Below are 13,404 nucleotides of genomic sequence, written 5' to 3'. Positions count from 1 at the left end.
GGCCTTCGTGTCGGGTTTTTTATTTACAAGCCAACCACAGCCAGCAGAAAAATTTAAATATTTCTCTACCTTCTTAAATGGGGTGCTGGGGGTCGAGTGTTCGAATCATTCCGTCCCGACCATATAATTCAAGGGGTTGCGAGACTTTATCTCGCGACCCCTTTTTGTTGTGCGCCCAGCATGGGCGCAATCTTGTGGGTGAAAGTCCCGCCGTAAGCTGACCACAGCGAACGAAGTGAAGCGCAACTGCATGAGGGCGACCGAGTGTGGGGAGGAAGCGTGGAGCAAAGCCGCGAGCCGATGGACAAGAACCGGATGCAAGGCGATGCCGATCAGGGCGAGCGGGCAGCAAACCGCGAAGTTCTTGTGGTCAAAGGGGCGGCAACGTAAATCCGGCGGTTGTGCGGGGAAGGATTGCGCTCTTACCTGGGGAGATCTCGCCTCGCGCCTGAAAGGGCGACGGCGTTAGCCGGGCCGCGATTCGTGAACAGCTTCTCTCAGGTGTCTACCGGCCCAATCCGGTACGCCGCGTGGTCATCCCCAAGCCTGACGGCGGCGAACGCGAGTTGGGTATTCCAGCGGTCACCGACCGCTTGATCCAGCAAGCGTTGCTGCAGGTATTGCAGCCACTACGCGAACTCACCCGTCGCTCAGGTGGCCGCAGTCTGCGACAAGTTGTCGAGAACCTACGCCCCTATCTTCTGGGCTGGAAAACTTACTTTGGGTTGTCACAAGCGCCGAAAATCTGGCGAGGGCTGGATGAGTGGATGCGACACCGATTGCGAGCGATCCAGCTTAAACAATGGAGACGTGGTCCGACGATCTACCGCGAGCTGCGGGGTCTGGGGGCCAGTGCCCAAACCGCACGGAAAGTGGCGGCCAACTCGTATAGCTGGTGGCGTAACAGCCGCTTTGAGCTCAATCGAGTGCTGGATGTGGCGTGGTTCGACAGGTTGAGTCTGGTGCGACTCTCATAACCTCAATCTCTCGAACCGCCCGGTGCGGACCCGCATGCCGGGTGGTGTGGCAGGGGAACGGCCTATGAAGGCCGTCTCCTATGCCGATTTTGATCGTTTTTACCCCTACAAAACGACTGGCTCTCGGTGGAGTCCTCACCTCTTTCGGAGGAGATGGACGCAAGATTTCTGTGTGCCAATGCCCCCCGCAGGAAGTTTGGCGATGGAGGGCAGGGATGGACCTAGTTGACGGCTCGTCAGGCAGTCTTCTCCAACTTCTATACAGCGGCACCGGAAAGTTTAAAGGCGTCCAGGCCAAGTGATACACGTCTCTGAGAGGCATTCGGCAAGGCTTCTCACAGGCTGTCCGGATCCCCAGCCAACATTTTGACTAGGCTCTAGGACGGTAGTTTTAGGTCAAAAAAGATCAGTTATGCCCCCATTTTTGCCCCCACTCGCACTGGTTTGCGAGCGATCTCGAATGGCGATTCCTGTCAGAATACCAAGATGGTGCGGGGTGGCTTTCAGTGTTATTGCGTTTTGGGATTGGATGGAGAGTATTTGTCCAAGAAAGGGCAGTGTGTCGTCGAGCTTTGTTTCTAAGCCTTTGCATTTAGGCCCAACACTTCACGTAGTGACTCGTTGTCTGGCCAGTGACGATGCATCAGCCACCAAACACCTGCCTGACCGATGGCGCGACTGATGCAACCAATCCCTTGAAGGTGGGTGACGCACAGAGCTGCGATTTCTGATTTTTCTTTGGGGCTTTCGTTGTGGCCATGGGTCTCAAGCGATAAAAATCTATAGAAAACGGTATACAGGTCCAAAACGCCTGCCTCTTTGGCTTGCTCCTCAACACTCTTACGTCGCGGACTCCCCTTTGCCTGCTCCCTCTCGAGATATCTGGCTGTTACTTCCTCGCCAGTGCGCCGGTCAAAGACCTTGGCGGTGCCTGCTTTTAAGTTCATCTTTAGTGCTTTCGCCAATTCAGCAGTACCCGCGTCGCTTTGGGACTTCGCATTGTCAATAGATCGAATGCCCCACAAAACCATTATCAGTTGCTCGAGTAAGCTGCGGCTTAAGACTCCCAAGGAGGCGGAATTTGCCACTGCCCCTAATGCCGCTGCTCCGCTCACGAGCTCCGCTGAGCGCCTCAGCTGTCGACGAGCAAATTCGTCGCGAAGATCATTTGGCCCTTTGGCCTCCATTTCTGATGCAGCGATCAGCAATGAAGCTTGCGTCTTCAAGGACTCAACAAGCTCGTCCAGTATTGCTGATGAAGTGCTCATTCGGCTCTAACACCTTCTGATCTGATATGGATGCAAGACTCTATTCAGTGAATGCGGTTTTTTCTACCCTTTGTGGTGGTGATGGAGGTGGCGGCCTGCTCCCGTGATCAATTGCGCTTGGGTGTGGCGGGGGTATCAAGTCACGGTATTGCAAATGACAAGAGCACGTGAGTGATCCAGATCATCATGGCTCAGATTCAGATTGGGCGTGCCTGTCAGTTCGGTGAGATACCAAGCGGCTTTGGTATCGTTAACTAAAAGTGCGTATTTACCATGCGAAGCGGAGCGGCCGCAGCCCGGTATGCGCCTCACTTGAATGGCCAACCGATGTAGGTCTACCCGCAGCAGTAATCCGTTGCTCACATCATCTGACTGGTCTTCCCTGTACGGAATGATGTGCGCCGTCTCGACCAGCGCGGCGAAGTTGCACCCGCTGATGCAGCACTCTCCGCCATACCGCGCCAGCACGCTTTCTCTGAAATTTGCCTAGCCAGGCTGAACAACCGATGGATGGGTACGAAGCCTCCGCCGATCGGCCTGTAGCAGCTCGAGCTCTCCCGTCGGTGAGACTGTTGGTGTGAATGCCGCTTCCTAGATCTCCAGCGGCAGCGCATCGGCGAGCTCCTGCATCAGTTCGTGAGAGAGCATTGTCCGGTAGGAAGGTTTGGTCGACGATTTGCTCTACAGAGAGCGCAGGATGGCCAGCGTTCCCGCCGCGGCCTCAAGCGACGAAAAGCTGTCCGGGCGGTTGCGAGTCACTTCGCGGGCTGGCTACGTGTCATATTCAGCACCACCACCGCCACGCGTCCCTGCGTGGCAGCCTTGCTACGCTCGACCAGCATCGTCTTCAGCTGCTCCGGGGAGCTGGGGGACGGGCTTCCATCTGCTGGGCGGCGCGGTTTCTTGGAGTGCTCGCCAAACCACAGCACCAGGTATATGCCTAGGCCCGAGCCACGGTGGAAGCTGACATACGCGGCATCGAGCTGCTGGTCGGCCGCGTCCCAGAGTTGCCCGTTCCAGGCACGTTTGATTTCGATGGGCAGTGTGATGTCCATGGTTTCGCACATGATGTCCACGCGTCGTTGGCCGACCACGTGTCTTTCGGGATCGAATCGGATATCTGCCGTTATATGTTCAAACATACCGATCAAACGATCTCGGCAACATTCTTCTCGTTGTGGCGCCTTGCCGTCGTCCATGTAAAACAGTTTCCAAGAGTTGAGCTCGTCATTCTTGATCCGGCGCTGTACATCTTCCAGCTGTTCGAGGATGCAGGCCAGCAAATCGGCTCCGGTGCGCGGTGGTCCGTCACGCTTGATTGCCAGCAACGTCTCCAACGTGGGTGGTTGGTATGCCAATCCCTGGCCTTGCTGGCGTTGCAGGGTACGGCGTTCACACAGGTAATCGGTGTAACTGTCACGGGAGGCTTCGCACAGGAGGTCCATGGCCGAGTGTGCTTCGTGGGTTTGCTGCTCGCTTAGCTGGAAGATCAGGCGTTGCAGGTATTCACTTTGCGGTCTCGACCAGTCTTCATCGATCAGGTTGCCCTTGAGCCAGCCGATCATGGGATACCAGCCCCGGAATCTTTCGATGATCCAGCTGGTGGTGTCCACGCTTGGAGTGAGCATCTGAAACTTACTAAGTGCCAGCAGCAGTTCAGGGTTCACCGGTGTGCAGTCGAGTAGCGCCGACTTTTCCTCGAAGTTCACGATGAGTTGCGCAGCTTCAATGAATAGCGGCATGGGGCGAGAATTTCCCGAGCCCCAATGCCGCAGAGCACGGGGGACTGTGTCTGGCTCATTGTGGGCCAGATGCTGCAAGCACCAGTACTGCGATGCCTCGGGCAGGTCCGGTCGGCACTCCAGCCAGTCGCTTGCCAGTTTCGTCAGGATTTTCTCGGTTTGGTTGTAGAGCTCCGGGTCATCTGGATAAAGCTGCGGGATGAACTCGCCGATAAGCAGGCAGGGTTCGAACCAGAGCTTTATGGCCTCCATCAGAAGTTTGCGTTCGCCTAGCGTCTTGTACACCAGCGTTTCCAGCGTGTCGGGTGCCTTGAAGGGGAGCTGTTTGAGCGAAAGAAAGATGGCGAACAGCGCTTCGGTCGTTAAGCATGCCAAAGAGCTTCGGGTGCGCACGTGCTCGATTGCCGCAGCCAGGATGATCTCTGCGGAAAGCTCYGCCAGCGCCACGTCTTGGTCGTTGCGTTCGTACTGGCTGAATCGGGCGAAGTACTGGCTGATCGCTTCAGCCGATAGGCGTGCTTGAATGTTTCGTAGGTAGTTTTCGAAACCTTGGAAAACTGCGGCTGCCAATTCGTGACCTGCCCACTGCACGACAGCGCCATTTCCGGCCCCTGCATCAAGGCTATGGCGAGATCCGCGCAGGTAGGTTTGCGCCGGTATCGTCAGGTACCGGTGATCGCCTTTGCTCATGGCGGCAATTGCTGCCTTGTGCTCATTCAGCCGGGCAGTGGCGTCGTGACGGTCCTGTTCCACACGGGTCTGGTTTTCGCGCAGTTGACGTTCCCAATGCGCTTGCCGACGGGAGTCCAGTTCGATGTTGCTTGCCGAGGCCAGCCTTTGCGGGTGGCTGCCGGCAAACCGCAGCGCGGCGGCGCGCAGTTGCACGCCGTGCTCGTTGTCGTGATGTATGAGGCTTACCAGAGCCTTCCAGCGCTCGTCCTCTAGATCGTCGGCGTCCAGCCTCGCCAGCATCTCGATCGCGTCGCTTTCCGAGCAATCAAGACCGATCTCTTGCAGCCGCTCATGCCGTTGGCCAAGGCTCTCACCATCTGTGCAGTCGAACATCACATGTTGTTGAACGGCGTGGCGAAAGGCGTGGTCTGCGGCCAGACGCTCAATGATGGTGGGGTCCAGCATTGGGTAAAGCGGAACTGAACAGGAGAAGCTGAACGCACGCCAAGCTTGCGCCGGAGAGAGCGTATTGTCCGTCATCGCCGCCAAGGTCAGGGCAGTAAGCAGTTCGCGAAACTCGTCAACCTGCCGGGTATAGAACTCGGTACAGGACAGCCCTGCGGGAGCCTGGTCGATCAGGCAATTCAACAGTGGCGTGCGTCGCGACGCCGGGAAGTCGGACTTGAGCGGGGCGAACTTGTCCCACAGCTCACCGAAGCGGTCGTTCTGGTCTGAGCAGCCAATGATCAGCGCGGCGAGGAGTTCATTTTCGACACCGTCGAAATCGACCAGGCAAGCAAGGTCGAAGGCTAGCCTGACGGAGTCCGGATCGGCATCTGCGTGCAGGGCGCGAATGCACTCAAGGGACTCATCACCTGACAAGAGGGCAAGCAGTGCTTGTAGTGCTGCTCGACGAGCGCCATACACATCCGTACTGTCGAGTATGACGGCCGACAACCGGTTCTTGAACGGCTCTAGCTTCGCCGAGGCGTCCAGCGATTCGAGAACAAGAAGGCGCAGATGCACTGGCTTGCTTCGATCTGTACCGATGTTTACCAACTCGCCCACCAGGCCTTTGCTGGCCAGTTCAACGGCGGCGCCGGTGCGCCACCAGGAAAGTGCCATTGGGTTACTCGAATAGCATTCTTCTAATCGTTCTAGTAACAGGGTGGTTGAGGCTGGATCAAGCCCGGCCAGGTCCGCGTTCTCGATGACGCCTGCTGGGTCCATGCATATCACTCTTTGGGCCAGATTCGGGCTCATGCACAACCATGCGTGCATGCCGCGCAGGCCAGAGGGCACGATGCCATGCTGATGGAACATCGCAAGCAGCCGGCGCTGGGTTCTGCGAGGCAACGGTTCGTGTGCGAGCCAGTGAGCGGCCAGGTATTCGGCAATGCTGCGGTGGATGCATTCGAAGCGATTGGCATCTAGCGCCCTGAACAGGCGGGTACCCAGCAAGTCTTCGACCCGATCGGCGTTTGGCAGTTGCCTCAGTTCGATGATGGAGACATCGGTTGATCGGGCAGGTTGTGCTTGGCGTGAAATAGCTGTGTGGCCCGTTAGCAGAAGTGCCGCACAGACTGCGCCGGCCAACTCGAACGCTTCCTTGATGGCGAACGCGTTGTTTGTCTTCAGGTCATTATGTTCGCTCACCAGTTGCTCCACGGCCTTGCGGAACAGTTCGGAGCGGCTGCGGGGGAGTTCGCCATGCATGGCGCTTTCGGCAATCAGTTTCAGTGTGTGTGGGTTGCCAAGCCAGTGGGTCAGGCCGAAGCGCTCGAGGTGCGACTGAAGAGTGATGACCCGCTCCGGGGGAAGGTATGCATGCAACTGTGCCTGGATATCTTCGTCATCGAGTGGTTGCAGGTGCAGCTCGGTGGGTTTCTGGCGGTAGGCGGCCTCGATCAAGTGTGCATGCTTCGCGCGCGACCAGTCCGAGGCACGGCAGGACAGAATGAAGGGTGGGTAGTTGCGTTTCTTCAGTTCCAGCAACACCGCCTTCAGCGCAGTTCCGGTGGCAGCGTCTGTTGACTCGTCGAGCGCATCTATCAGCATGACTGTCGAGGTAGCGTCGCCAACCAGCTCGATCTCGTCGGCTCGCACGATGTGCCAACCTGCTTGTGCGGCCAGTTGTGCGAGTAAGCGGCTTTTCCCCATTCCAGCCTCGCCCAGTATCACGATCGGGGCTTGATGCGGGTCAAGCTCGTTATCACGAAGGGGGCCGTGTCGCCCATCTTGGTGCACCAGAGTACGCGGGATGAAAGGAACTTCCTTTTCCATAGCCTGTTTCTTCAGCCAAAAAATTTCGTCTAGGTTAACCTGTCTGAAGACATCAAGAACAACGCGATCACCGCCTCAGGTTACATCTGCCAGAGCCGGCAAGACCTCCGGGTCATTTGCGATTGATCTGCCGGGCCAGCTCGCAACACCCTTAGTTAGATTTGAGTGCGACGACGGGGCTGGATGACGTTGTCGTCGAGCGCGCAGACGGCTTAGTAGACCTCCTACAGGTCAAGTTCACCTCTGCTCAAGCTGCGAATCGCGCTGGCAGATTCCCACGTTTAGTATTGGCCTGACATCAAACTCAGTTGAAGCGTAAAAAGAAGTAGCAGTGATGGCTTTCTGATTTCAGCATGGCTAGGCTGGTGCGTACCAACAAGGAGGTGTAATGAGCCAGTATCTTTTGAGTTTCGCAAGGCAGAACCTTGAAGGAAAGCCTGATGCTTACCTCATGCTCCTCTGGTGTATGTTTAAGGCTAATCAGAGTAAAGGGCGCTACTCCGACCACATCAAATCGCACATCACCACGGCGGCTGATGAGCTGCTGGGCCGTAACTATCAACGGGCTGCTGCACGCTTCAAAAGAGTTCTCGATAGCAGACCGGAATTGGATTGGGTGGCACCGTCAGGTCTGAATCCGCTGGCTAATCTGCGAGTAAAGAATTTTCGAGGGTTCGGAGAGTTCGGCTCCGATGATAAAGGCACTCTCCTTCACTTCAGCCCTCTCAAGAACATCTTCTACGCCCCTAATGGTGGCGGCAAATCATCGCTGTGTGAAGCATTGGAAATCGGCACCACCGGGAATATCAAGGAGGCCGGACGCCGCAAGACCAAGGTCAAACAATATGTTGCGCGTGGAGCAACCAGACCTCAGCTAAGCCTGATCGACACAAACAAGGCACCGGTGACGCAGAGCCTCAGTTGGTCGAGTTGCTTTATCGACCGCAACCGTCTTCAAGAATTTTCGCTGCTGGGCTCGAAGGACACGGGAAGCGCCGAGGGAGACGTCTTGGCCACCTTGTTTGGGCTGGAAGAGTTCCAGGAGGTCCTTTCCCGATTTGTCAGGCCTGAGAGTTTCGTCCTCAAGCCCTTCATGCGCCCTGACCAGACTGATTCCCTGGCAGCTTTAGAGCGCGACCGGGTTGCTCTTGGAAAGACGCGACGAATTCATGCCGCTGCAGTGAGAGCCTCTATCTCAAAAGTCTGTGCGCTTTTGGGGCTGCGAGCTGACCAAGATTACGATGTGCGTCTCAGATACCAGAGGCTACCTAAATTAATCGAGTTGAGGATTCGTAAAGCCGAGCGCCTACGAGTAGCGCAAGGCCCGAGCGTCATTTCCCTGAAGCAAGTGAGTCGTGCCTGTTCCATCGCTAACCGGCTGTTTAGACACAAGGCGACAATCGAAGCAGAATTTCTTCGACGAGCTTCGGATGTAAACTATCGGGCGATTTACCAAGCCCTTGAGGCAATCGAAAATTCGGAAACAGGCGACACTTGCCCGGCTTGTTTGACCCCATTGGATAGAGTTTCTGTGAACCCTTTCGAGAGGGCGCGGCATGAGCTTCAGGCGTTAAGTGCTTTAGAGCAATTGAAGCATTCGAAACGACGGAATGACGAACGAATCGCGTACTTGGCGTCTAGGGTTGCTACAGGGTTGACCATCGTGAAAGCCAATGAGCAAGCTGGCGTTCCATGCGTTTTGCTTACAGATGATCTTCAAGTGGCACTTTCGGACTTTCACGCAGCGACGGATCGTGCCGAGATAGCGTCGATCGTTCTCCGCTTATTTCTGGAACTCCGAGGTAAACACACCAGCGAGCTTGAGGCGTATCTCCAAGCCTGCCAACGCAAGAGCAATGAAGTGGCTCAGTCTGAAGCTCAAGCAACAGAACTCGAACTTCAGGCCAAGGAGCTGAGTCAGCTTGGCGAGGTGCTAAGGCGCCTATTCGATGAAAAGAGAACCGCCGAGAGCGAGTTTAAGATCGTTAGCAATAAGATGGCTGATCTCTCAGCGCAAAAAGCTGAGCTGATGAATGATGCAACTGACAATAGTCACTTTAACCTGCTACTAAAAAATCTTGAGATTGAGTACGGCAACCTTTATCGCGATTTTCTGACTTACAAACTGACATTGGAAAAATCCCGCATCTCCGGGATCGAAGCTAAAGCGGCAGAGTACTATCGAGCCATCAATAATCACGACGATGAGCATGAGCAAATCGATTCGTTGAGCTTTGACAAGGTAGCTGACAGCTACAGGATTAAGATATCAAATGCAGACGGATCCTCGTTAGATGCGTTCTCAATATTGAGCGAAGGGCATCTAAGAGCGCTCGGGTTGTCGTTATTGCTCGCGATGGCTCAAAAGAATAAATTTCCCTTGATAGTCTTCGACGACGTGGTCAACGCCATCGATAGCGATCATCGCTCGAATATCATCGATCTGTTTTTCTCTGACCCCTATCTCCGCCAAATTCAAATGGTGGTTACCACCCACGATCGACTTTTCTGGGAAAGGTTTTGCATCATTGCGGAGCGTCATACCCAATGCGATCAACACACCAGCAACGTGCTGAGCTATACGAATAAGGGCATCGTGGTTATTGATCACGCGGGAGGCTTTCAAGAGAAGGTATACCGCGCATTAGCTGTCTACGATATCAGGCAGGCGTTAATATATTGTCGCATCTGGTTTGAGTCAATGGTGCTGGAGTACTGCATAGAAAAGGGTGTAAGTGTCACTGCTCACTTCAATAAGTCTCAGCTTAAAAAGAGTATGTATCTACAAGTCAGTCTTGAATCGACGTTTTCACTCGTTGAACCCTATATTGATTACGATCTTACTCATTTTGACGTTATCAAGAATGATCTCGTGAACTGGGGTGGGCAGAACCAGGAACATCATGCTTTCGATGAAGGTAGTCTGAATTTCGTGCACTCCAAAACCAGCAAGGAGGTAGTCAGGATTTATGATGCAATCCGCTTGCTAGAGTGTCAGTTATTCACCGCGAGGAAAAAAGATTCCGGGGAAAAATTCCTTGCGGACATCAATGGAAAAATCGAGTGGGGCAAGAGAAAAATGGCGTCGCTTGCTCGCGCACCGGACCATGTCCAGCAGGAGCAACAGATGAGATTGAGCGCGCTCGAAAAGCGTGCCGCCGACCTTGTCCAAGAGCTTGAATTTATCGACTGTTGCCTTGCAAGCGTGGCTCAACGGGATCAGGTCCCAGAAGACCAGCAGATGCAGACTGAAAATCCTCTCCTTGAGGAGCAATAGCCCAATGCAGCTGTTGAGGGTTTATGTTGACCCAGAGCAACCTATGCCGGTACGGGGGGTGAAACGGAGTGGCTTCTCGCCACCGAAAAGTCGGTGGCGACAAAAGTAATGGCATGCCGCTTAGATTTCCAGGCTTGGCTGCTTGATCAATAAAGACTTAAACCTCTGCTTCCCAAGGGCGACGCACGAATCGGACATAGACGCCCAGGGCGTCAACTGGTGATGAGTATTTCCTTACCCCGACGTCGGAGCTGATGAGAAGGATCGGTGCACTCGGTTCCGCGGGAACCTCAGTGACCAACCAAGGGGCGAGGCTTTGCACAGGCGTCTGCAGGAACGCCGTCTCGCGCCGCAGCCCCAATGCCTCACGTACGTTCTCCTTCGAGGAACTGCGCACGTCTTTGCAACTGATGCCCGCAAAGACCTGCAAGTGAGACGGACGCTCTCCCGCGCCAGGCTCAAGTACACAAACGTCAAGCTCGTGTCGGGCTTGGCGGGGGGGCCTTGCCCGGAGCTCCGCCGTTATGTGCCCAACTCAGCGACTCAAACTCGACCGAGGTCCAAGCTTCCCCTACTAACTGTCCAGCGGCGTCGAGCAGATCAAAATGCGAGAACCTTTTGCGATCGGCCAGAGCTGGTTTACTCGCCACGACCACCTCTGACGTCTTGCCTCCCTTGGATGGTGGCCTATGAATGATTGACCCTTTTGGGTGTGCACGCCGAAATACCCTCAGTAAACGAGCTAGAACCAGCATTTCGTACAGCTTGTCGCGGGTCATCGCTTGCAGCTGAAGAGGGGGAGGTGCTTTCGCGGCAATGTCGAAGAGCGCGCCTACCGCTTTGACCAGTTCCGGTGGTGCCGGTTGGTTCTTCTTTTTCTTCTTGACGCCTGTCGCGTGGGATGTAGTCGTACTCATAAATCCTCCTTGGTCTCTCGAGGGAGAAATTCGAGCAACGCTCCCCGCAATGCAATTTGCTGCTTCGTCGGGCGCCGTCCAAGATTACGTCGTAGGCTGGATTTTCGGTTGCCGACGCGCATTTGCATTGACTCAACCTGCTGATCGCGTGCGAGCACCTCGTTGAGTTCGCGGCGAACTGCTTGCTCGGTTCCGCTGTTCACCGGAAAAGCGAGCACCATCAGTAACGACAGGGCTTCTTCAAATCGCTCTTTGGTCTCGCTGCGCCTCGCGGGTTCCGCGTTGGCATTGCTTAACTTATTATCCTGGAATTCCTCTCCAAGGGGCTCATCAGGCTCGACTGGCGCGCTGAGCTTGGCCAGCTCCATGAACTGGTGCATCAACGGCCCCTCATACGTGCAAGCTCGTCGATGTATCTCGCGAAGCGCCTGTTCCAGGTCGTCCTCACTTTGCAATGTGATCTGCATGCTTCCTCCATGAATGGTTTCAGTGTCGCGGTTCTGGCAGCTATGCGGTATTTTTCAGAGACGACTGTGCGGACTGTGAATTGAACGCTGATGGTTCCGTGCGTTTGTCGCAGAAAAATATTGACGCTTTCAAATCTCTCTTAAGAAAAATCTCGGTGGGCACTCACCTGAAGCGAATCTCCTCAGCTGCTAACGGTAATTCCAGAATTAAGTGTTTCGAGGTGATATAGGGTGCTCTAGCGTTCACGCTCGCGCTGCCGGAAGCGCTTGATGAAATCTCCATCGATCAGTTTGTCTGCGTTGAGATCAAGGACACAATTGACCAACGAAGCCACAGTGTTATCAGACACGCTGAGGTTATTCGGAATGAAGCCGGCTTCCCTTACACTGTTTTCCTTCAAGCGAGTGAAGAATGCCTTCAGGAAATCGGAGAGCCCAGGACGGCGACCCTCTGTCGCCGAGTCAGTGGCAGGGTCCTGTGCATATACTTCTGCATTTTCAGCATCTTCGCCAATAGCCTCAACGAGTGAGCTCAGCGAGGGCCAGTATTTCAGGTCGTACTGATACTGCAACATTTCCAAACCATCTTTGACGTAGGACTCGAAAAGGTGATGGTTCTCATGTTCAGCAGCAGCGTTCAGCACATCAAGTGGGTGGTAGAAGGTGTCGCAACTAAAGCTTGAGCCTTCCTTGATTTCGTCACGACGCGTGAGCAGTAGCGCAAGTGCCTCTGCAGCGGCGGCGATCTGTGCGTTGATACCCGTGAGCTCTTTGCGCGCTTGTCGCGCTTCGGTGATCTTTTCCGGACTCCATGCCACCGGAGTCGAGGTGAGGATGTCAAAGAACGACTTTAAGGCATGAGGGCGTTGCGCGAGCGACTCATGAAGTTCTTCGTAAGCGTCGCACAGCTCATTGCGTCGACTGAGCATACGCTCAATCACGCGATTCACGCTTGGCCATATCTTGTTAGTCTGGTTGTACTCCAAATCCGCTCGAAGAACTGCTTCGCAGACTTGAATAGCTTGTGAGGTGGTTGTCATCGTTCGGTTCACCTGAGGTGTAGAAGATGTGCCAAGGCTAATGTGCAAACACACGTCTGTCGGTACCTGTGCACAAAACTATTCGTTGGTTGTAGGTACCAGGTCCTTTGTTCGCATGTCCAGGAAAGACCCATTCCAACCCATGAAAGGTGTTTTTGAACCCTCCAGCCGCAAGGCTGACTACCAGCCCTAGCAATTCAGCTCTAGGGAGCAAATTGCGAAAGGATGTGATGCGAACTGGCGTCGTTACGTACCGGGTGCTGCGCCGTAACTTTTAAGACCGATGGTTGCCTGGCATGTCACTGGCTACGTCCGCAGGCAAGGGCGGAGCGTCACACTGCGCGCGAAGGTTCGCCACGACCAATAGGAAATGGCCGGCTCTCGCGTTAACCTCAGCCAAAGAAGCGGAGCCTTTGACAGGCGAAGACTTTTGGTATCAACGGATGCAGTGCTTCTCGTCAGTTGATGCCAGTCCGTGCAGGGAAATTGCATGTATGTGACCGACAGTTCTAGGTCGTCAGTGCTTTTAAGGATACGCGTGAGCATGCCTTCGTTCGGGTCGAAGAACTCGCCGCCCAGCGCGACGCGTGCTAGTTCCCAGCAGTTGTCAAATGGCACGACGTCGGGATTGCAGTCAACTGCGTAGGCTATCAGCGCCTGACGCTTGTTGGACCTCGGCCGCCGATTGCAGTATCACCGGCACCAGTAGCTGGCGGCTGGCAATCCACTAGGTCGCAAAAATATGAAGGCCGGCTCTGTTT

At 54.9% G+C, this 13,404-nt stretch carries 7 protein-coding genes and 2 pseudogenes; 2 read left to right on the top strand and 7 right to left on the bottom strand.

Annotated features, from left to right (window positions below):
• Positions 1-479: 479 nt before the first annotated feature.
• Positions 480-977, top strand: a pseudogene (locus tag AC1D1M_RS00950) (group II intron maturase-specific domain-containing protein); the annotation flags it as partial.
• 578 nt (positions 978-1,555) lie between these two features.
• On the opposite strand, the gene AC1D1M_RS00945 reads toward AC1D1M_RS00950, so the two are convergent.
• The 3 genes from AC1D1M_RS00945 to AC1D1M_RS00935 all read right to left on the bottom strand — a co-directional run bounded on the left by AC1D1M_RS00945 (position 1,556) and on the right by AC1D1M_RS00935 (position 6,942).
• Entirely contained in the window at positions 1,556-2,245 is a 690-nt protein-coding gene (locus AC1D1M_RS00945) for a DUF5677 domain-containing protein (RefSeq protein WP_477762235.1), read from the bottom strand.
• Positions 2,246-2,380: 135 nt separating this feature from the next.
• Positions 2,381-2,713, bottom strand: a complete 333-nt coding sequence (locus AC1D1M_RS00940) for an HNH endonuclease (RefSeq protein ID WP_477774114.1) — start codon at positions 2,711-2,713, stop codon at positions 2,381-2,383.
• Positions 2,714-3,000: 287 nt separating this feature from the next.
• Positions 3,001-6,942 (bottom strand): NACHT domain-containing protein, encoded by a 3,942-nt coding sequence (locus AC1D1M_RS00935; protein WP_477762233.1) that lies wholly within the window; start codon positions 6,940-6,942, stop codon positions 3,001-3,003.
• Between the two features lie 388 nt (positions 6,943-7,330).
• On the opposite strand from AC1D1M_RS00935, the gene AC1D1M_RS00930 reads away from it, so the two are divergent.
• Positions 7,331-10,219: an AAA family ATPase gene (locus AC1D1M_RS00930; RefSeq protein WP_477762232.1), complete on the top strand. Its 2,889-nt coding sequence runs from the start codon at positions 7,331-7,333 to the stop codon at positions 10,217-10,219.
• A 473-nt stretch (positions 10,220-10,692) separates the two neighbouring features.
• Here AC1D1M_RS00930 and AC1D1M_RS00925 read toward each other — a convergent pair whose 3' ends face one another.
• The 4 genes and pseudogenes from AC1D1M_RS00925 to AC1D1M_RS00910 form a co-directional block, all read right to left on the bottom strand.
• The gene (locus AC1D1M_RS00925) at positions 10,693-11,136 is read right to left on the bottom strand and encodes a hypothetical protein (RefSeq protein ID WP_477762231.1); all 444 of its coding nucleotides are present in this window, start codon (positions 11,134-11,136) and stop codon (positions 10,693-10,695) included.
• Entirely contained in the window at positions 11,133-11,603 is a 471-nt protein-coding gene (locus tag AC1D1M_RS00920) for a hypothetical protein (protein WP_477762230.1), read from the bottom strand. Before AC1D1M_RS00920 ends, AC1D1M_RS00925 begins: the two co-directional genes overlap by 4 nt.
• A 236-nt stretch (positions 11,604-11,839) precedes the next feature.
• A complete protein-coding gene (locus AC1D1M_RS00915) occupies positions 11,840-12,643 on the bottom strand; it encodes a hypothetical protein (RefSeq protein ID WP_477762229.1) in 804 nt (267 codons plus the stop codon).
• A 306-nt stretch (positions 12,644-12,949) separates the two neighbouring features.
• A pseudogene (locus AC1D1M_RS00910) lies at positions 12,950-13,309 on the bottom strand (DUF3085 domain-containing protein); the annotation flags it as partial.
• Between the last annotated feature and the right edge of the window lie 95 nt (positions 13,310-13,404).

This window comes from Pseudomonas sp. P1_F7 (assembly GCF_056405655.1).
The sequence above is the reverse complement of the archived record's forward strand: the minus strand, read 5'-3'. Positions and strand labels throughout refer to the sequence as shown.

Bases quoted from the DNA above. Each gene is read 5' to 3' on its own strand.
- AC1D1M_RS00945 (WP_477762235.1), bottom strand. From the start codon at position 2,245: ATGAGCACTTCATCAGCAATACTGGACGAGCTTGTTGAGTCCTTGAAG.
- AC1D1M_RS00930 (WP_477762232.1), top strand. From the start codon at position 7,331: ATGAGCCAGTATCTTTTGAGTTTCGCAAGGCAGAACCTTGAAGGAAAG.
- AC1D1M_RS00925 (WP_477762231.1), bottom strand. From the start codon at position 11,136: ATGAGTACGACTACATCCCACGCGACAGGCGTCAAGAAGAAAAAGAAG.
- AC1D1M_RS00920 (WP_477762230.1), bottom strand. From the start codon at position 11,603: ATGCAGATCACATTGCAAAGTGAGGACGACCTGGAACAGGCGCTTCGC.
- AC1D1M_RS00915 (WP_477762229.1), bottom strand. From the start codon at position 12,643: ATGACAACCACCTCACAAGCTATTCAAGTCTGCGAAGCAGTTCTTCGA.